This window comes from Acidimicrobium ferrooxidans DSM 10331 (assembly GCF_000023265.1).
Taxonomy (GTDB): domain Bacteria; phylum Actinomycetota; class Acidimicrobiia; order Acidimicrobiales; family Acidimicrobiaceae; genus Acidimicrobium; species Acidimicrobium ferrooxidans.
The window spans coordinates 427614-446078 of the sequence record NC_013124.1; the positions used below are offsets into that span (position 1 = coordinate 427614).

At 69.8% G+C, this 18465-nt stretch carries 20 protein-coding genes; 18 read left to right on the forward strand and 2 right to left on the reverse strand.

The window, feature by feature from the left end:
• Window positions 1-28: 28 nt before the first annotated feature.
• The 5 genes from AFER_RS10750 (at window position 29) to glmS (ending at window position 5191) form a co-directional block, all read left to right on the forward strand.
• Window positions 29-913, forward strand: a complete 885-nt coding sequence (locus AFER_RS10750) for a tRNA pseudouridine synthase A (RefSeq protein ID WP_015797897.1) — start codon at window positions 29-31, stop codon at window positions 911-913.
• Window positions 914-1107: 194 nt separating this feature from the next.
• A complete protein-coding gene (rplM, locus tag AFER_RS02210) occupies window positions 1108-1572 on the forward strand; it encodes a 50S ribosomal protein L13 (protein WP_015797898.1) in 465 nt (154 codons plus the stop codon).
• Window positions 1569-1961, forward strand: a complete 393-nt coding sequence (gene rpsI / locus AFER_RS02215; protein WP_015797899.1) for a 30S ribosomal protein S9 — start codon at window positions 1569-1571, stop codon at window positions 1959-1961. Before rplM ends, rpsI begins: the two co-directional genes overlap by 4 nt.
• The gene (locus AFER_RS02220) at window positions 1961-3289 is read left to right on the forward strand and encodes a phosphohexomutase domain-containing protein (protein ID WP_015797900.1); all 1329 of its coding nucleotides are present in this window, start codon (window positions 1961-1963) and stop codon (window positions 3287-3289) included. Before rpsI ends, AFER_RS02220 begins: the two co-directional genes overlap by 1 nt.
• Before the next feature lie 60 nt (window positions 3290-3349).
• Window positions 3350-5191 (forward strand): glutamine--fructose-6-phosphate transaminase (isomerizing), encoded by a 1842-nt coding sequence (gene glmS / locus AFER_RS02225; protein WP_015797901.1) that lies wholly within the window; start codon window positions 3350-3352, stop codon window positions 5189-5191.
• A gap of 159 nt (window positions 5192-5350) precedes the next feature.
• Here glmS and AFER_RS02230 read toward each other — a convergent pair whose 3' ends face one another.
• A complete protein-coding gene (locus tag AFER_RS02230; RefSeq protein ID WP_015797902.1) occupies window positions 5351-6451 on the reverse strand; it encodes an SLAC1 family transporter in 1101 nt (366 codons plus the stop codon).
• Window positions 6452-6532: 81 nt separating this feature from the next.
• Between AFER_RS02230 and AFER_RS02235 the strand changes: the two genes are divergently transcribed.
• From AFER_RS02235 to groL, 11 genes are all read left to right on the forward strand, one after another.
• Complete coding sequence (locus AFER_RS02235) at window positions 6533-7495, forward strand: LysR family transcriptional regulator (protein ID WP_171788931.1); 963 nt, start codon at window positions 6533-6535, stop codon at window positions 7493-7495.
• Window positions 7496-7861, forward strand: coding sequence for a holo-ACP synthase (acpS, locus tag AFER_RS02240; RefSeq protein ID WP_015797904.1), 366 nt, complete (start codon window positions 7496-7498; stop codon window positions 7859-7861).
• A gap of 83 nt (window positions 7862-7944) precedes the next feature.
• A complete protein-coding gene (locus AFER_RS02245) occupies window positions 7945-9387 on the forward strand; it encodes an NAD(P)H-hydrate dehydratase (protein WP_015797905.1) in 1443 nt (480 codons plus the stop codon).
• A complete protein-coding gene (gene alr / locus AFER_RS02250; RefSeq protein ID WP_015797906.1) occupies window positions 9384-10475 on the forward strand; it encodes an alanine racemase in 1092 nt (363 codons plus the stop codon). The genes AFER_RS02245 and alr overlap by 4 nt, the downstream gene beginning before the upstream one ends.
• Window positions 10462-11031: a uracil-DNA glycosylase gene (locus AFER_RS02255; RefSeq protein ID WP_015797907.1), complete on the forward strand. Its 570-nt coding sequence runs from the start codon at window positions 10462-10464 to the stop codon at window positions 11029-11031. The genes alr and AFER_RS02255 overlap by 14 nt, the downstream gene beginning before the upstream one ends.
• Complete coding sequence (gene tsaE / locus AFER_RS02260) at window positions 11028-11489, forward strand: tRNA (adenosine(37)-N6)-threonylcarbamoyltransferase complex ATPase subunit type 1 TsaE (protein WP_015797908.1); 462 nt, start codon at window positions 11028-11030, stop codon at window positions 11487-11489. Before AFER_RS02255 ends, tsaE begins: the two co-directional genes overlap by 4 nt.
• Window positions 11486-12133, forward strand: coding sequence for a peptidase M22 (locus tag AFER_RS02265; protein ID WP_015797909.1), 648 nt, complete (start codon window positions 11486-11488; stop codon window positions 12131-12133). The genes tsaE and AFER_RS02265 overlap by 4 nt, the downstream gene beginning before the upstream one ends.
• A complete protein-coding gene (gene rimI, locus AFER_RS02270) occupies window positions 12130-12633 on the forward strand; it encodes a ribosomal protein S18-alanine N-acetyltransferase (protein ID WP_015797910.1) in 504 nt (167 codons plus the stop codon). Before AFER_RS02265 ends, rimI begins: the two co-directional genes overlap by 4 nt.
• A complete protein-coding gene (tsaD, locus tag AFER_RS02275) occupies window positions 12630-13673 on the forward strand; it encodes a tRNA (adenosine(37)-N6)-threonylcarbamoyltransferase complex transferase subunit TsaD (RefSeq protein ID WP_015797911.1) in 1044 nt (347 codons plus the stop codon). Before rimI ends, tsaD begins: the two co-directional genes overlap by 4 nt.
• 67 nt (window positions 13674-13740) lie before the next feature.
• Complete coding sequence (groES, locus tag AFER_RS02280; protein ID WP_041661627.1) at window positions 13741-14040, forward strand: co-chaperone GroES; 300 nt, start codon at window positions 13741-13743, stop codon at window positions 14038-14040.
• A gap of 2 nt (window positions 14041-14042) precedes the next feature.
• A complete protein-coding gene (gene groL / locus AFER_RS02285) occupies window positions 14043-15677 on the forward strand; it encodes a chaperonin GroEL (RefSeq protein WP_015797913.1) in 1635 nt (544 codons plus the stop codon).
• A 299-nt stretch (window positions 15678-15976) separates the two neighbouring features.
• On the opposite strand, the gene AFER_RS02290 is transcribed toward groL, so the two are convergent.
• The gene (locus AFER_RS02290) at window positions 15977-16468 is read right to left on the reverse strand and encodes a DUF1269 domain-containing protein (RefSeq protein ID WP_015797914.1); all 492 of its coding nucleotides are present in this window, start codon (window positions 16466-16468) and stop codon (window positions 15977-15979) included.
• A gap of 806 nt (window positions 16469-17274) precedes the next feature.
• Here AFER_RS02290 and AFER_RS02295 point away from each other — a divergent pair.
• Both AFER_RS02295 and AFER_RS02300 read left to right on the forward strand, forming a co-directional pair.
• Window positions 17275-17595 (forward strand): transposase, encoded by a 321-nt coding sequence (locus tag AFER_RS02295; RefSeq protein WP_012784157.1) that lies wholly within the window; start codon window positions 17275-17277, stop codon window positions 17593-17595.
• Window positions 17595-18464 (forward strand): IS3 family transposase, encoded by an 870-nt coding sequence (locus AFER_RS02300; protein WP_012784158.1) that lies wholly within the window; start codon window positions 17595-17597, stop codon window positions 18462-18464. The genes AFER_RS02295 and AFER_RS02300 overlap by 1 nt, the downstream gene beginning before the upstream one ends.
• Window position 18465 lies beyond the last annotated feature (1 nt).

Sequence of the window (18465 nt, forward strand, 5' to 3'; positions counted from 1 at the left end):
CGGGAGGTGTCGACGGGTAGGAGCCCAGGTGGGAGCAGTGGAGACCCTCCTGCTCGTCGTTGGCTACGACGGGCGGGAGTTCGCGGGCGCTGCCCCGCAGCCGGGAGTGCGGACCGTCGTCGGTGCGCTGCGCTCCGCGCTCGAGCTCGTGTTGCAACGACCAACGTCGCTTGCGATCGCAGGTCGGACGGACGCCGGTGTCCACGCGCGTGCGCAGCTCGTGAGCGTACCCCTCCAGCCCGGGGAGCGGGCGCGGCTCGGGGATGTGGAGCGTCTGTGTGGGCGACTCGGTCGACTCGCCGGTCGGGGGCTCTGGGTCAGGAGCGCAGGCGTGCTCCCTGGGTCCGTCGACGCACGCAGGGTCGCCCGCTGGCGACACTACCTCTACCGGCTCGATCTCGGCCATGGGGACCGTCGGGGTCGGGTGATACTCGAGCCGACGGCCTGGGCGTGTGGGCCGCTCGAGCTCGACGTGCTCGCTGGCGCGCTCGCGACGTTGCGAGGCGACCTCGATGCGACCGGACTGTGTCGTGCCGGCGCCGCGGGAGGCTATCGTCGCAGGGTGCTCTCGACGCGGGTCTGGGCGCGCGCACGAGATCGTGTCGACGTCTCCGTCATCGGGGTGTCGTTCTGCCACGAGTTCGTTCGTCGAGCAGTCGGGAACGCGGTCGCGGTGGCGCAGGGCCGGCTCGACGGGGAGCGCTGGCGCGAGGGTGTCGACCGAGGCGAGCGGGCGCTGCTCGCGACGGTGGCGCCACCGTGGGGCTTGTCGCTGTGGCGCGTCGGGCTCGAGGACGGCTGGGAGTGGTCGGAGGAGCGACTCGCGCGCCTGGGGTCGGATGCCGACTGGCGTACGCTCGATCCGCGCGAAGAGCCCGCGGTGTGGGGCGCAGCACGAGGCGCAGACCGGTAGACTGTCGCGGTGCGCTCACGCGGGCGTCTCGCTGTGGGCCGCGCGTGAGTGCGGCGCTCGAGGCTGAACGCAGTGACGAGCGTCGATGGCGCGGGCACCGACGGCATGGTCGGTCGAGGCAGTGGTCGGTCGAGCCCAGCGGCGTCTCGTGGTTGGCGGGCCCGGAGCGGGTTGGCGTGGAAAGGACTTCGGCGGTGAGGACGTACAGTCCCAAGGCGGCTGAGATCAGCCGCACCTGGTGGGTGGTGGACGCGGAAGACGTCGTCCTCGGACGGCTCGCAACCGAGGTGGCTCGGGTGTTGCGCGGGAAGCACAAGCCGACGTTCACGCCGCATCTCGACATGGGCGATCACGTCATCGTCGTGAACGCGGACAAGATCCGGGTCACCTCCGACAAGGGTGCCACGAAGCGCTACTGGCGTCACTCGGGTTATCCCGGCGGCATTCGCTCCGAGACGCTGGCGGAACGGCTCGCACGCCACCCCGAGCGGGTCGTGGAGGCCGCGGTGCGGGGCATGCTCCCGAAGAATCGCCTCGGCAGGGCGATGTATCGCAAGTTGAAGGTCTACGCCGGCCCCGAGCATCCGCACCAGGCGCAGCAGCCTCGAGTCCTGTCGCTCGGTCAGCCGAGCCTCGTCACCCAAGGGGAGCACGCATGAGCCAGACGCTCGTTCAGGCCACGGGCCGCCGGAAGACGGCGGTTGCTCGAGTCCGTCTCGTGCCAGGGTCGGGTTCTGTCATGGTCAACGGCAAGGAGCTCGCATCGCTCCCGGTGACGCTGGCCCAGCGTGCGTTCATCACCGAACCGCTGCGACTCGCCGAACTCACCGAGACCTACGACGTCGTGGCGCGCGTGGACGGTGGTGGCGTCGCCGGTCAGGTCGCGGCGCTGCGCCACGGCCTTGCGCGAGCGATCGCGGAACTCCACCCCGAGCTGCGCGTGCGCTTGAAGCGCGAGGGCATGCTCACGCGCGATGCTCGTGAGAAGGAGTCGAAGAAGTACGGGCTCAAGAAGGCTCGCAAGGCTCCGCAGTACTCCAAGCGCTAATGCTGACCTTCGGCACGGATGGTATCCGCGGCCGAGCCAACCAGGAGCTCACCATGGAGGTGGGCCTCTGGATCGGGGTCGCGATCGCCGAGGTGCTCGGTGGCACCACGGTCGCGATCGGTCGGGACACCCGTGCGTCCGGTCGCTGGCTGTCCGAGGCCGTGGGTCTGGGGCTCGCCGCTTCGGGCGTGGATGTGGTCGATGTTGGGGTGGCCCCGACCGGGGCGCTCTCGTTCGTTGCGCGCACCGAGCAGCTCCCGACCGTCGTCGTCTCGGCGTCGCACAATCCGTTCTACGACAACGGGATCAAGGTGTTCGCTCCCACGGGAGCCAAGATCGAGCCCGCCGTCGAACGTGCCATCGAGGAGCGTCTCGCGACGCATCTTGGTGGCGATCGGCCGACGTTCGGACCTCTCGGCCGCTACCGGTCGTCGTCGTTCCTGGACGCCTACGTCGCTTGGCTCGCCGGTGCCGTGTCGATCGAGGGTGCGCCACGCGTGTGCATCGATGCGGCCAACGGTGCCGCGGCGGTCGTCGCCTCGCGTGTGCTCGAGGCCGCTGGTGCCAGGGTCATCGGTGCCATCGGGGTCGAGCCGGACGGTGAGAACATCAACGCGGGCCTCGGAGCCCTGCACCCCGAGAGGCTTGGCCATCTGGTGCTCGCGACGGGCGCCGATCTTGGGCTCGCCTTCGACGGTGATGCTGATCGGCTGATCGCCGTCGCGCCGAGCGGAGCGGTGGTCGACGGTGACGACGTCTTGGTGATCGTCGCCGAGGCGCTGGCGGCCGATGGTCGGCTCGCGGGCCCTGGCGTGGTCGCGACCGTCATGAGCCATCTGGGGCTCGAGCGCACCCTCGGACCGCAGGGCATCGCGGTGGAACGGACCGGTGTGGGCGATCGCGAGGTCGCTGGAGGGCTCGTCGAGACCGGCTACGGGCTCGGGGGTGAGCAGAGCGGGCACATCATCTTCCCCGCGCTCGCCCCGACCGGTGATGGGCTCCTCACGGCGCTCATGCTGCTCCAGGCGCTCGGTAGGCTCGGCGTCCATGCCGACGAGGCCTTGGCGGCCCGCGTGCGCTACCCACAGATCCACCGCAAGGTCCAGGCACGGCACGGCCGAGCCGTGCTCGACTCGGAGCTGGTGGTCGAGGCGCTGCGCAAGGCCGAGGAGCGGCTCGGCGAGGAAGGCCGCTTCGTCGTGCGACCCAGCGGTACCGAGCCGATCGTTCGCATCATGGTCGAGGCGACGACGGAGCCGGTCGCGATCGAGGTCGCCGAGTCGATCGAGGCAGCGGTGCGCCTCGCGACCTCGACCCTTGGCGACTGAGCGCGGCTACGCTCGGTCAACGACCAGGTCCGCGCGTGGCGCGGGCAGAAGGAGGCCGGTGTGTGCGGGATCGTGGGAGCAGTCGGCACCGGGGATATCGCGGGTGCGGTCTTCGAAGGCCTGCGACGACTCGAGTATCGGGGCTATGACTCTGCGGGCCTCGCCATCGTCGACGACGCTGGGATCATCGAGGTCGCCAAGGCCGCGCACGCGCGCACCTCGCTCGCCGAGCTGAAGGACAGCGTGGATGCGTTCGATGGTCGGGGGGCGCGTGTCGGTGTCGGTCATACGCGCTGGGCGACCCATGGTGCCCCGGTGCTCGTGAACGCCCATCCCCACCTCGATTGCACCCATCGCGTCGCGGTGGTCCACAACGGGATCGTCGAGAACTTCCGGAGCTTGCGTGAGGAGCTCCTGGAGCGGGGCCATCGTCTCGTCTCCGACACCGACACGGAGGTGATCGCGCACCTGCTCGAAGAGCAGCTCGTCGATGAGGCGCCCGACGTGGCGCTCGCGTCGGTGTTCGCGAGGCTCGTCGGCCACATGGCGATCGCGGTTGCGCTCGCCGACCATCCGGGGCTGGTACTGGCGATCCGGCGAACCAGTCCGCTCATGGGTGCGCGCAGCGTCGATGCCGAGTTCGTTGCGTCCGACGTCCCCGGGGTCTTGCACCGTGCCACGGAGTTCTTCGAGGTGCCCGAGGACGAGGTGGTCGCCATCGGTCCGGAGGCGGCGGGCCTGTCACGGGCTCGGCGCCTCGAGGAACTGGTCCGACCCCAGATCAGCTGGACGAGCCAAGACGTGGAACTCGGCGGGTACGCGAGCTTCTACGAGATGGAGCTCGCCGCAGGCGCCGAAGCGCTGTCACAGACGGTCGCGTCGTTGGTCGACGTGGACGGGTCGGCGATCATGGACGCCCTCGACGTCGATCCCTTCGAGCTCAAGCGCATCCGCAAGGTCGTCGTCGTCGGGGCCGGCACGAGCTACCACGCGGGCCTCGTCGGCCGTTTCGCCATCGAGCACTACGCGCGCGTGCCGGTCGAGGTGGACGTCGCGAGCGAGTACCGCTATCGCGATCCGATCGTCGACGACGGGACCTTGGTCATCGCCGTGTCGCAGTCGGGGGAGTCGCTCGACACCATCGTCGCGGTCCGTGAGGCGATGGCTGCGGGTGCGCGCGCGATCGCCATCACGAACGTGGTCGGCTCGCAGCTCGCTCGGGTCGCTGACGGCGTCCTCTACACGAGGGCAGGGCCCGAGGTCTCGGTCGCGGCAACGAAGACCCACCTCGCCCAGCTCGCCGCCCTCGAGCTGCTCGCGCTCTGGCTCGGGGAGCTCCGCGGCGTCTTGTTCCCCGAGGAGGCCATCGAGCGGCGGCGGGCACTCGGCGAGGTGGCACAGGCGGTCGGATCCGTCCTCGAGCAGACCGAAGCGCTCGGAGCGACGTTCCGCGAGCTCGCATCCAGCCAACGGTTCTTCTTCATCGGCCGCAACGTCGCCCTCCCGGTCGCGATGGAAGGGGCGCTCAAGCTGAAGGAGTTGAGCTACCTTCCTGCCGAGGCGTACGCGGCCGGCGAACTCAAGCATGGACCGATCGCGATGCTCGATCGGGAGGCGGTGGTGGTCGCCCTCGTTCCCGCCGACCGACTGCGGCCGAAGGCCCTCGCCAACCTCGAGGAGGTCAAGGCGCGCGGTGCCACCCTCGTCGCGGTGGTCGCGGGTGAGGACGCGCGCGTCACGGAGTTGTCCGACGTCGTGGTCGAGGTGCCGGCGACGCCGCCACTGCTGTTCCCGTTCGTCGGCGTCGTGCCGCTCCAGGTCTTCGCCGGCACGATCGCGCGCGAACGCGGACTCGATCTCGACCGCCCTCGGAACCTCGCCAAGACGGTGACCGTCGAGTAGGGCACCTCCCCGGGTCCGCGACCGCCGTGGACCACCAGCGGGTGGCGCCTCGCGAATCGGCTCGACTCGAACGTCGGGGTTGCATGCTCCACACGACGCAGCACCGCTCTTCGGAGCGGTGCTGCGTCGTGTGGGAGGCTGCGTGCGTGCGCGCTGCGCTCAGTCGGCGAGGGCGAGGCCGGTCACTGATCGGCGGCGATCGGCGATCGCAGCGTGCAGGGTGCGGAGCGCCACCATCGTCCACAGGGCGACCAGTGCGACGGCGAGCCCGACCGCGAGGTCGTGGATCGGGGAGACGTGGGTCGCGATCGCGATCTCGCCAACCCCAGTCGTGAGGACGCCGAGCGGGAAGGTGAAGCCCCACCAGCCGATCGTGAAGGGATAGGTGCCGCGCCGTAGGTACTCGAGGGAGAGGGCGCCGGCGACGAGGAGCCACCAGAGGCCGTAGCCAGCGAGGATGAGCGCGCCGACGACACCGGCACCAGCGAGCGTGGTCGAGAGCGCGGACGGCGTGAGCACGGTGAGATCGTGACCGAGGGCGGCGATGGCGGCGGCCCCGGTACCGAGCGGGCCGAGGATGAGCCAGGTCGATGTGGCGAGGTGCGGTGCGGGGAGGTGATGGGTGACGAGGCGAAGCGTGATGAGGGCGATCAGCGACAACGCAAGAGGCACCGAGAAGGCCCAGAGGAGATAGCCGCCCCAGACGGCGTCGACCGCGAGTGCGTGGTCGAACCGGGGCGCGACGAGCGCGAGCTGAAAGGCCGTGACCTCGGCGGGGACGATCGGGAGGAGCCAGGTTGCGTTGACGTCTTCGAGCGTGGCGAGATGGTGCGCGAAGAGGCGGTAGGGCACGTAGAGGACGGAGACGAGGGTCATGACGAGCGTGAGGACGAGCCACACGCCCAGCCCTTCGGTCGTCGCGGCGTGGGAGCCCAGCACGTTGGGTTCGAGCTTGTCGATGCCGTTCGAGACCGACGACATCGCCATCGGCACACATCCAAGGAACAGCACCCGTGCAGGGTTGTCGAGGAGCTGGCGGAGGCGGAGGCGGTGCCGGGCAAAGGTGATCACGGTGATGAGCGCGAGTATGAGGAGGCCGATCGCGTTGGCGACGACGATGATCCGGCCGATGGTCGTCAGGGCGGGCGAGATCGTCGGGAGCAGGACACCGACGATGCCGGTGCCCATGATGAGCGAGTAGTACTCGAAGCCGAGTGAGGGCAACCGTCGAGCGGTGGGCCGAGATGCGGTGTGGTTCATCGATGCTCCTACCGTGGGTTGGAAGTGGTTTCGTGCTGTGAACTATCATGGCGGTAGCGAAACGAAGGTATGCTAAAAGTAATGAAACTTACTGATTCCATCACTGAGCGAATGATTACGGTCGACGAGCGCCGGATCGATCCGACGTACCTCGTGACGCTCGCCGTGGTGGCCGAGACGCACAACCTCTCGGACGCAGCGAAGATCCTCGGCATCTCGCAGCCCGGCGTTTCGCAGCAGCTCAAGCACCTCTCCGAAGCCGTGGGCCAGCGCCTCCACGTCCGCTCGGGTCACGGGGTCGAGCTGACGGTCGCGGGTCTCGATCTTGCGCGGCGGGCTCGTGACGTGCTGCGCTCCTGGCGAGGCGTGCTCGACTACGTCGAGAGCGTCCGCCAGGGCAACGACGGCATGCTGCTCTTGGCCGCGTCCAACACCGTGTCTGCCTACGTCGTGCCCCGCTGGCTGGTTCGGTTCCGCCAGCGCTATCCCGGCGTCGACCTGCGGAGCCGTTCGCTGAACTCGGCCGAAGTCGTCGAGCGCGTCATCGACGGCGAGGCCGAGGTGGGCGTGATCGAGTCACCGGTCGAGTCGTTGCCCCCTGAGCTGGTCGAGATCGTGGTGGGCGGCGATCGCCTCGTCTACGTGGTCAGTCCGGCAGTGGTCAGCTTCGCGAACAACCAGGTCGTCGGTTGGGGCGAAGTGGCGAGGATCCCGCTCGTGCTGCGGGAAGTGGGTTCGGGTGTTCGACGCGCCAGTGAGCAGGCACTGCGCGCTCGTGGACTGGCCCCCCGGCTCGAGCTCGAGCTCGCTGGCGGTGAGGCGGTCAAGGAGGCGATCCTCCAGGGGGTCGGCGGTGGCTTCTTGTCGTCGCTCGCGGTCGCGCGCGAGCTCGCGACCGGTGAGCTGGTCACGCTCGTCATTCGCGAGCTCGATACCATCGCTCGACTGTTTCGCATCATCTGTCGGCCCAAGGACGACCTCTCCCTGCCGGCGCAGCGCTTTCTCGAGATCGCCGAGGCGGTCGGCGTTGCGGAGCCGGTCTAGATGCAGGTCGTGACCGGGATCGACGTGGTCGAGGTCGAACGCTTCCGGACGGTGCTGCTGCGAACACCGACCCTCGCCGAGCGCGTCTTCACCGAGGCCGAGCGCGACAGCGCGAAGGGTCGACCGGCCCAGCTCGCGGGGCGCTTCGCCGTGAAGGAGGCTGCGTTGAAGGCGCTCGGCGTCGGGATCGGTGCGGTCCCCTTGCGCGAACTCGAGGTGGTGTCCGATCCGTCGGGGGCGCCGCGACTCGAGCTCGGCCCCGGGGCGCGAGCCTTGGCCGATCGACGAGGCTGGTCGTCGGTGAGCTGTTCGATCTCGCACGAGCGTTCGGTCGCGGTGGCGGTGGTGGTCGCCTTGGTGGTCTGATCGGACCGATGCCCTAGGCTTGGCGCTCGGCCCGGAGGAGGCCGCCACTGGGCGATCACTGGGCCGCCACTGGGGAGGTGTGCGTGCAACCGATCGTCCGACGTGCTGGCGTCCGAGCCCTCGACGAGCGACTGGCCCGCGAGGGCCTCGTGGACGCGACGATCGAACGGGTCGGCCGCGCCGTCGCGCGTGAGCTGCGTCGATCCAGGGGAGGGCTCTACGGTACCCGCGTCGTCGTGATCGCCGGTCCCGGTAACAACGGTCGCGACGGCGTCGCCACCGCGCGAGCGCTCGCGGGCTGGGGAGCGAGTGTGCGGGTGGAGTCCCTTCGCGACGTGGTGGCGGGCGCGGCGACCAGCGCCATTGGCACCTGCGACCTCGTCGTCGACGCCGCACTCGGGACCGGTCCGGCGCGGCCGCTCTCGCCGCTCGGCCTCGAGGGCGTCCCCGAGGTGGTCGCCATCGACATTCCGTCGGGTATCGATGCCGACACGGGCGAGGTGACGGGGGCGGACCTCGGAGGCGTGGCCGTCGTCGCCCACCGCACGATCACCGTCGGGGCGCTGAAGCCCGGCCTCCTCGTGGGGGAGGGGCCGGAGCACGCCGGTGCCATCGTCCGCGTCCTCGACGACCTCGTGCCCGAGGACGTGGATGCCTGGCTCGTCGAGCGCGACGACGTCGGCCAGGTGCTGCCGAGGCCCGGACGCGATGCGCACAAGTGGCGCAGTGGCCTCTTCGTGCTCGGTGGCTCACCGGGCATGCGCGGCGCCCCGGCCTTCGTCGCGCGCGGGGCGCGAGCCGTCGGTGCCGGCATCGTGCACGTGCTCACCAGGAGTGAGCCCATGGAGTCCGTGGCGCTCGAGATCGCGCCCGAGGTCGTCGCGAGACGTCTGGTGACCGGCCACGTGGATCTCGCGGTCGCCGAGGCTGAGCGCTTCGGCGCGGCGGTGATCGGACCTGGGCTCGGTGACACCTTGGCGAGCGCGAACCTCGTGCGTCGCGTCGTTTCCGGTCTCGGGGTGCCCTTCGTGCTCGACGCCGATGGCCTCACGTCGCTCGCGGGCGAGGGTCGTCTGGCATCGGTGCTGGCCCAGCGCCGCGCACCCGGCGTCATCACGCCGCACGACGGGGAGCTCGCCCGGGTGGCCCCGCACCTTGGTGGTACCCGTATCGAGCGCGCGAAGGGCGCGGCGGCCGAGTTCGGCGTCGTCGTCGTCGCCAAGGGCAACCCGACCGTCGTCGCCGCTCCCAGCGGCGAGACCATGGTGGTCGCTGCCGGGACGGCACGGCTCGCGAGCGCGGGCACCGGCGACGTCCTCGCAGGCGTGATCGGCGGTCTCCTTGCTCAGGGGCTCGATCCCCTGCGTGCGGCGTGGGCGGGTGCGTGGCTCCATGGCACCGCGGGCGCGCAGCTTGCCATGCGCCTGGCCGCACCGACGGCGCTCGCGGATGCGATCGGCAGGCTCGTCGCCCAGATGGTGCCGATCCCCGCCCATCCGGGGGCCTCCGTGGAGGCGCGCCCGTGATCGGCCATCGACCGACGGAGGCGCGGATCGATCTCGAGCGGCTGCGTGCGAATGCGCGTCTGCTCGCCGAGCGTGCAGCTCCGGCTGCGCTCAGCGCCGTCGTCAAGGCCGATGCGTACGGGCACGGCGCGAGCACGGTCGCTCGCGCCCTCGGCGATCTCGTCGACGCCTTCTGCGTCGCCACCGTCGAGGAGGGCCTCGCGCTGCGTGCCGCGGGGGTCACGGGGCGCGTGCTCGTCTTGTCCGAGCCTCCCGAGTCGGCCGTGTCGGCGTGTGCTGCGAGTTCGCTCGAGCCCTTCGTCGAGCACGAGCGCTTCGTGGAGGCGTTGGCGGGGGCGGCCTCGGCGCTCGGCCGCGAAGCCTCGGTCCACATCGACGTCGACACGGGCATGCATCGAAGCGGTGTGCACCCGGCCCAGGCGGCCACGCTCGCCGCCAGTGCTCGTCGCCACGGCGTGCGCGTCGTCGGGGTCGCCTCGCACCTGGTTCGTGCGGACGAAGCGCCCACGCATCCGACGACGCTCGAACAGCTCTCGAGGTTCCGCGAGGTCGCGGCTCGTATCGGGGCGCCTGAGCGACACCTGCTCGCGACCGGGGGACTGCTCGCACTGCCCGAGGGGCGCTTCGAGCGGGTGCGCGTCGGGATCGGCCTGTACGGCTATGGACCTCGACGCGACGATGTGGCGGGACTGCGTCCGGTGCTGCGGCTCGTGAGCCACGTCGTTCGCTTGGAGGCCCTTGGCGCCGGTGAGGCGGTGTCCTACGGGCATCGAAGGCCACTCGACGTGCCCGCCGAGGTGGCGACGCTGCCCATTGGGTACGCCGATGGCGTGCCTCGCGCCGCCTTCGACGCGGGCCTCGCCTTCTGGGCCAAGGGTGTCCGACTGCCGATCGCAGGCACGGTGACCATGGACCAGACCATGGTGGCAGCGCCACGGGGGCTGCTCGCCCTCGGCGATGAGGTCTCGCTCATCGGGGACGAGGTGGATGCCTGGGAGTGGGCGGACGTGCTCGGCACGATCCCCTATGAGGTGCTCGCGCGGCTCGGGCCGCGGATTCCGAGGGTGGTGGAGCATGGGACTGCCTGAGCTCGAGGCGCTCGAGGCCGAGGTTCGCGCGTGCCACGCCTGTCGCTTGTCCGCGGGTCGTCATCAGGCGGTGCCCGGCGAGGGCGCCGCGCCCGCACCACTGCTCGTCGTCGGCGAGGGTCCGGGGGCGCGCGAGGACGAACTCGGGCGCCCCTTCGTCGGGCGCTCGGGGCAGCTGCTCGATGCCCTGTTGGCTGATGAGACCGGCCTCGATCGGAGCGGCCTCTACATCGCCAACACCGTCAAGTGTCGCCCCCCGGGCAATCGCACGCCGAGGCCGGACGAGGTCGAGGCGTGCAGGGGCTTCCTTGCGCGCCAGATCCACCTGGTCGATCCGGTCGTGATCGTCGCGCTGGGCCAGAGCGCAGCGGCGTGGTTCCTCGGACCCGGCGCCCGCGTCGGCGCGCTCCGTGGCCAGGTGCTCGAGTGGGAAGGACGAGCGCTCGTCGTCACCTATCACCCATCGGCGGCGCTGCGCGGCGGTGCGGCCATCGTCGCCGCACTGCGCAGCGATCTCGCCCGCGCCAGCGTGGCACTCGCGGAGCGACGTCGATGAGCGTGCCAGGGCCAGCCCCTCGTCGCGAGGAGATGCTCGTCGACGCCGAGGCGACCGAGCGGTTGGGGGAGCGCCTCGGTGTCGAGATGCCGCCCGGTGCGATCCTCGGTCTCTCGGGCCCGCTCGGAGCCGGCAAGACCACCCTTGCCCGTGGTGCGCTGCGAGCGCTCGGCGTGCGAGAGGCGGTGGTCTCGCCGACGTTCCTCGGCTTGCGGCGCTACAGCACGGCCGATTCGGGCATCGTGTACCACATCGACCTCTACCGCAGCGAGGATGCGACCTGGCTCTGGGGCGAGGGCGTCGACGACGACCTCGACGACGGCGCGCGTGCGGTCGTCGAGTGGATCGATCGTGACCGGCGGCTCGCGGCCGACGCATGGGCCATCGTCGAGCTGGACGTCGTCGAGCTCGACGATGGCCAGACGGGCCGGCGCGCGCGGATTCGGAGGCACCGGTGAGCGCCGACGAGGTGACGCTGCTCGCGCTCGATCTCGCGACGAGGCCGAGCATCATCGCAGCTCGGGTCGCTGGAGTGACGCAGGCGGTGCGTGGTGTCTCCACGCACCCGCTCGCCGACCTCGGCGCCCGCGTGCGCGACGTGCTCGGCCAGGCGACCCCGGAGGTGGTGGGCGTGGTGACCGGGCCTGGTTCGGTGCTCGGGCTGCGCGCAGGCGCCGCGTTCGTGCGGACCTACGCGAGCGCGACCGGTGCCACACTCGTCCCGTTGCACACCGGTGAGGCCGTCGCGGCCAGTGTGCCCGACGAGCCGGTGCTCTGGGTGGTCGCGCCCGTGGGTCGTGGGCGCGTGAGCCTGGTGGCGACCGAGCGTGGTCAAGTCGTATCGGAAGCGATCGTCGGTGTCGAGGAGCTGCGGATCCCGCGTGGCGAGCCGGTCGCGGGGCCGGGTCTTGCTCGCGGACTGATCGGGGAGGGGCGATCGACCGGCGTCGTCGAGCCGACCGGCAATGGTCTCCTCGCCGCCCTGGTGCGGCGGTGGCGAGCGGGCGAGTCGGCAGATCCCCATTCGCTCGCGGTGCGCTACTCGGTGGACGCGGGGGTTCGCTTGCCGCGACGCTTCGCAGAGGGCGGGGGTCGGCCATGATGACGGTGCGGCCGATGCGGCCCGAGGACCTCGACGCGGTGCTCGCGATCGAGGAGTCCGTGTCGCGCGTGCCCTGGAGCCGACGGTCCTTCGTGGACGAGCTCGGTGCCGAGGGACGCCTCTGGCGCGTCGCCGACGAGGGCGGCGTCGTGCGTGGGTACGTCGGCGCGCTCATCGTCGTCGACGAGGCACACGTCCTCAACGTCGCGGTGGCGCGAGAGGCGTGGGGTCGGCTCATCGCGACGCGGTTGCTGCTCGACGCGCTCGATGGCCTCGATGCGCTCGGGGTGCGTGACTGCACGCTCGAGGTGCGCGTCTCGAACGCGCGTGCCCAGGCGCTCTATCGGCGTCTCGGTTTCGCTCCGGTGGGGCTCAGACGGGCCTACTACCCCGACAATGACGAAGACGCCATCGTGATGTGGCTGCGCGATCTCGCCGCACCGGCATCCAAGGAGCGGTTGGCCGCGGTCCGCCTCGACCTCGAGGGGGGTGCTCGATGACGAGTGCACGCAGCCTGGACCGGCTCGAGCTCGTCGACGCGGGCGTCGTGCTCGCGATCGAGACCAGCTGTGACGACACCGCGGTGGCGGTCGTGGCCGGTGGTCGGGTCGCGGCCAACGTGGTGCGCTCCCAGGCCGCGCTGCACGCTCCGTTCGGCGGGGTGGTGCCCGAGGTCGCGGCCCGGGCTCACGACGCCGCCATGGTCGAGGTCGTCGAGGAGGCGCTCGCCGAGTCCGGCATCGACGCGCACGAGGTGGAGGCCATCGCGGTGACCAAGGGTCCGGGGTTGCCGGGATCCCTGGTCGTCGGCGTGGGCGCCGCGCTCGGCCTTGCGGTGGGGCTCGATCGACCGCTCATCGGTGTCGATCACATGGAGGGCCATCTCTACGCAGCCACCATCGAAGGGCCCGTCGCCCTGCCGGCGCTGAGTCTGCTCGTCTCGGGCGGACACTCCGAGCTCGTCGTCATCGAGGCGCCGTTTCGCTATCGCCTCCTCGGCCGCACTCGCGACGACGCCGCGGGCGAGGCCTTCGACAAGGTCGCGCGCATCCTGGGGCTCGGCTTTCCGGGAGGCCCTGCCATCGAGGCCGCGGCGCGCGATGGGCGTCCCGACGCGATTCGCTTTGCCCGGGCGCTTCGCAACCAGGGGTTCGATCTGTCGTTCTCGGGGATCAAGACGGAGGTCGCTCGCTATCTCGAAGGGGCTCGGGCGGCCGAGGTCGCCGACGTGGCGGCCTCGTTCCAGGAGGCCGTCGTGGACGTGCTCGTGGCCAAGCTCGAGCGTGCGCTCGAGAGCGAGCGGGTCGAGACCGTCGTGATCGGCGGCGGGGTCGCGGCGAACGGGCCGCTGCGCGAGCGGGTAGCCGAGCTCGCGCGAGCAAGGGGTGTCGGCGCGCACATCCCGGCCAGGAGCCTCTGTGCCGACAACGCGGCCATGATCGCCGCTGCGGGTGCGGCACGCCTCGTCGCCGGCGAGCACGCGGTCGATGGTCTCGACATCGAGCCGACACGAAGCCTCGTCGGAGGTGACGACCATTAGCACTCGGCATGCTAGAGTGCTAATGGTCGCTGACCCACATGCCAGTCCACTCACCGATCAAGGAGGCATGAGCATGAACCTGCAGCCAATGGAGGACCGGATCGTCGTTCGTCCGGCCGAGTCTGAGGAGCGGACCGCGTCCGGCCTCGTGATCCCCGACACCGCCAAGGAGAAGCCGCAGCAGGGCACCGTGCTCGCGGTCGGCCCCGGCAAGCGGGCCGAGCAGAGCGGCGAGCTGATCCCGCTCGACATCGCCGTGGGTGACACGGTGGTCTACTCCAAGTACGGCGGCACCGAGATCACGGTCGACGGTGAGGATCTCCTCATCCTCTCGAGCCGTGACGTCCTCGCCAAGGTGGTGAAGTAGCGATGCCGAAGATCTTGGAGTTCGACGAGTCCGCTCGTCGTGCGCTCGAGGCGGGCGTCAACAAGCTCGCCGACACCGTCAAGGTGACGCTCGGCCCGAAGGGCCGCAACGTCGTGCTCGCCAAGAGCTTCGGCGCGCCCACGATCACCAACGACGGCGTCTCCATCGCTCGCGAGATCGAGCTCGAGGACCCCTTCGAGAACATGGGTGCCCAGCTCGTCAAGGAGGTCGCCACCAAGACCAACGACGTGGCTGGTGACGGCACCACGACCGCGACCGTCCTCGCGCAGGCGATGATCCGCGAGGGGCTTCGCAACGTCGCGGCTGGTGCGAACCCGATGGCCCTCAAGCGCGGCATCGAGCAGGCGGTCGCGGCCGCCGTCGAGTCCATCGCCGAGCAGGCCAAGCCGGTCGAGGGCCGCAGTGACTTCGCCCAGGTCGCTGCCATCTCGGCAGCCGATCAGGCGGTCGGCGAGGTCCTCGCCGAGGCCATCGACAAGGTCGGCAAGGACGGCACGGTCACCGTCGAGGAGTCGAACACCTTCGGGCTCGAGCTCGAGTTCACCGAGGGCATGCAGTTCGACAAGGGCTACCTGTCGCCGTACTTCGTGACCAACCAGGATCGCCAAGAGGCGGTGCTCGAGAACCCGTACATCCTCTTCTACGCGACGAAGATCTCCTCGATCCACGAGCTGCTGCCCGTGCTCGAGAAGGTCATGCAGGCCGGTCGGTCGTTGCTCATCGTCGCAGAGGACGTCGAGGGTGAGGCGCTCGCGACGTTGGTCGTGAACAAGATCCGCGGCACCTTCACCTCGGTGGCGGTCAAGGCCCCCGGCTTCGGCGAGCGCCGCAAGGCGATGCTGCAGGACATGGCGATCCTCACGGGTGGCCAGGTCATCTCGGAAGAGGTCGGCCTCAAGCTCGAGAACGTCACGCTGGATCTGCTGGGCCAGGCTCGGCGCATCGAGGTGACGAAGGACGAGACGAAGATCATCGGCGGCGCCGGTCAGAAGGCGGACGTCGATGGTCGGATCGCCCAGATCCGTCGTGAGATCGAGGAGACCGACTCCGACTGGGACCGTGAGAAGCTCCAGGAGCGCCTCGCCAAGCTCGCCGGTGGTGTCGCGGTCGTCAAGGTCGGCGCCGCGACCGAGGTCGAGCTCAAGGAGAAGAAGCACCGCATCGAGGATGCGCTCTCCGCGACTCGTGCAGCCATCGAGGAGGGGATCGTTGCCGGCGGTGGCACGGCGCTCATTCGCGCTCGGGCGCGCGTGAACGACGTGGTCGCCAAGCTCGAGGGTGACGAGGCGACGGGCGCGACCATCGTGGCTCGTTCGCTCGAGGAGCCGCTCAAGTGGATCGCCTACAACGCGGGCATGGAAGGCCCGGTGGTGGTCCAGACGGTCGAGCACGAGTCGGGCAACGTTGGCCTGAACGCTCGTACCGGTGTGTACGAGGACCTCGTGAAGGCCGGCGTGATCGACCCGGCGAAGGTGACGCGCTCTGCGCTGCAGAACGCAGCGTCCATCGCGGCCCTGCTGCTCACGACCGAGGCACTCGTGGCCGACAAGCCCGAGGAGCCGGGTCAGGCGGCGGCCGGCGCTGGCGCAGCCGGCGGCATGGGCGGCATGATGTAAGGCGAGCCACGCTCGTCGCACGAGGGGAGGGTCCGCAAGGATCCTCCCCTCGCTGCGTTCGTGGCAGCGTGCGATGGTCTCGAGGGCGGAGACCAAGCCGTTGGGGCGCGCACGGGCGCCGCCACGATGGGAACCAGTCGATCTCGGTCAGCCGATCGTGGCCGAACGATCCCGGGAGTACCAGCACGACGACGCTCCCGAGGTGGTTGTGCCCTCTGGAGCATGTGCCGACCATGACCCCAGGTCGCCGGGCGAGGTGACGAAGACGGCAGCTGCAAGGTGCCGGTCGGGCATGCCGGTCAGGAGCGCTTGCCGGTGAGGGCTTCTTGGAGCTCGGCCTCTGCCTTCGAGTCCAGGCTCGAGCGCAAGACGGTGCCGCCGTAGCGGCTGAGTGCGGCGATCACCTTGTCGCTCGGTACGTGCTCGACCATCAGGAAGAGCGCGGAGGTGCCCGGTTGGACGAGGTCGCGTACCCGTTCGGCGAACTCTCGATTGACGAGTGAGCGGTCGATCAGACCGGTGAGCCCGCCGAGAGCCGCGCCGAACGCGACGCCGAGCACCGGGACGAAGAACAGGAAGCCGAACAGGAGCCCCCACAGCATGCCCCAGGTGGTCGCGGCGCCGACGACGTGGTGATTCGTCTGGACGCGGAACCGACCGTCGCTCTCGCGCACGATCACCGCCACGGCGTCCGGTTGGATGAGGAGCTCATCGGTGAGCTCCTCGATCGTCTGAGCGGCTTGGGTGGCCGTGTCCTCGTCGGGGTAGCCAATGACCAACAGATCGGACATCGCGTCCTCCTCGTGAGGGTCGTTCCTGTGAGGACCTTAGCCCTTTGGAAGCCTTCTGGACCATTCCCGCCGAGGGCAGGGGTGTGCCCGCGGTGCGGTGCGATGACCCGTGCAAGCTCGCACGGGTGCTTGCGCGAGCGCCTCTGCCTCGAGGGCAGTGACAGCAGAAGATCATCAAAGCGTGATGCGGTCGGGAGGCTCGCCGTCTCCAAGGGTTGACCGAGGGGACTCAATCCTCGCCCGACTCGAGCCGATATGGCTACCACGATCCAGATCGCACGGATTGTAACGTTGCAAACACACTGCGCGAGCAAATGGTCGCTGGTTACTGCGGTATGGTCAGGTGGCGTTCGGGTAGGTCGCAGCTTCCGGGCATTCGTGGCTGGGCCCGTCGATCGGGCTGGTGGCGGGTGCGGAGATGCTGCTCAGGGGGTAGCTGTGAGGTTGCGCGGGCGGTTCGAGGATGCAGACGCATGGAGCTGGTCTCCGTTGGCTGTCGTCGAGAGCCGACGAGAAGGAGTGAGGTCTGTGAGGAGCGTCGACATGTCGTCCGCCGGCGGTGGCGACGACGAGGCGAGAAGGAGTGAGGTCTGTGAGGAGCGTTGACATGGGCAGGAGCGTGCAGCTGGGATCGGCTCGGGCGGGCGCGGTGCGAGTCGGACTCATCGTCCTTGTGTCGGGTGCGATGGCGGCCCTCGGCGGCGGCGTTGCGCTGGCGAGCGGCAGCTCGACGCCGTCTGAGCCGCCCCAGATTCCGTTGACACGTCGTAAGTCACACGTACCATGGCAGAGGGAAGGGGAGGTCGATGGGGACGTCGAGAAGGAAGTTCACCCTGGAGTACCGGACCGAGGCGGCCCACCGGGTCATCGACAGCGGCCGGAGCGTCCCAGAGGTGGCCCGTGAGCTCGCGATCGGGGAGCACAACCTCTATCGATGGGTGCGGGAGGAGCGCAGGCGGATCGAAGCAGCAAACGCCACTGGCAGCCCGCCCCTCACGGCGCAGGAGCGCACCGAGCTCATCAGGCTGCGCAGGGAGCTCGAGGAGCTGCGCAAGGACAACGAGTTCCTGGGAAAAGCAGCCGCGTACTTCGCCGCGAAGCCACCAAGCAAGAGAGATTCGCGCTGATGGAGGCGGAGTACGCTCGCTTCGAGATCAAACGGATGGCACGCTTACTCGAGGTCTCCCGGGCTGGCTACTACCGATGGCGACGCACCCAGGTAGCACCGTCGCGTCGGGCATGTGCAAGACGCGACCTCGAGAACCGAGTGGTCGCGGTCCACCAGGCATCCTCTGGCACCTACGGCGCACGACGGATCACGGCGGCACTCCTCGCCGCTGGCGTGGTGACGAGCCACAACACGGTGGCAGCAGCGATGGCCAGGCGCGGCATCGCCGGTATCAGCCCCAGGAGGTTCCGCCCAGCGACCACCCACGCCGATCCGAAGGCGATCTACCCACCAGACCTCGTTGCCAGGAAGTTCGACCCGGGGCGCCTGCACGCCCTCTGGACCTCGGACATCACCTACCTCGCTCTCGCCGGCGCGATGGCATACCTGTGTGTGGTGCGCGACGAGCACTCGCGGCGGGTGCTCGGATGGAGCGTCGCGGAGCGCATGGAGACCACGCTCGTGCTCGAGGCCCTCGGCCAGGCCGTCGCGGTGCGTGGGTCCCACGCGCAGGGGGTCATCTGGCACACCGACCGAGGGAGTCAGTTCAGCGACCATCGAGTTGTGGCCTTCTGTGCCCGACACGGGATCACGCGCTCCATGGGGCGAACCGGCACCTGCTACGACCACGCGAGCGCGGAGTCCTTCTGGTCGATCTTCAAACACGAGTTCTTCTACCGCCACGCCTTTGGCGACCTCGCCGAGCTGCGCCGCGGCATACAGAGCTACATCCAGTTCTACAACCACCAGCGCAGCTGCTCGAAGATCGGCTACCTTGCCCCAGTCGTCTTCGAGCACCTCGTCGCGGAGGAGGCTCGCGTGAAGTAAC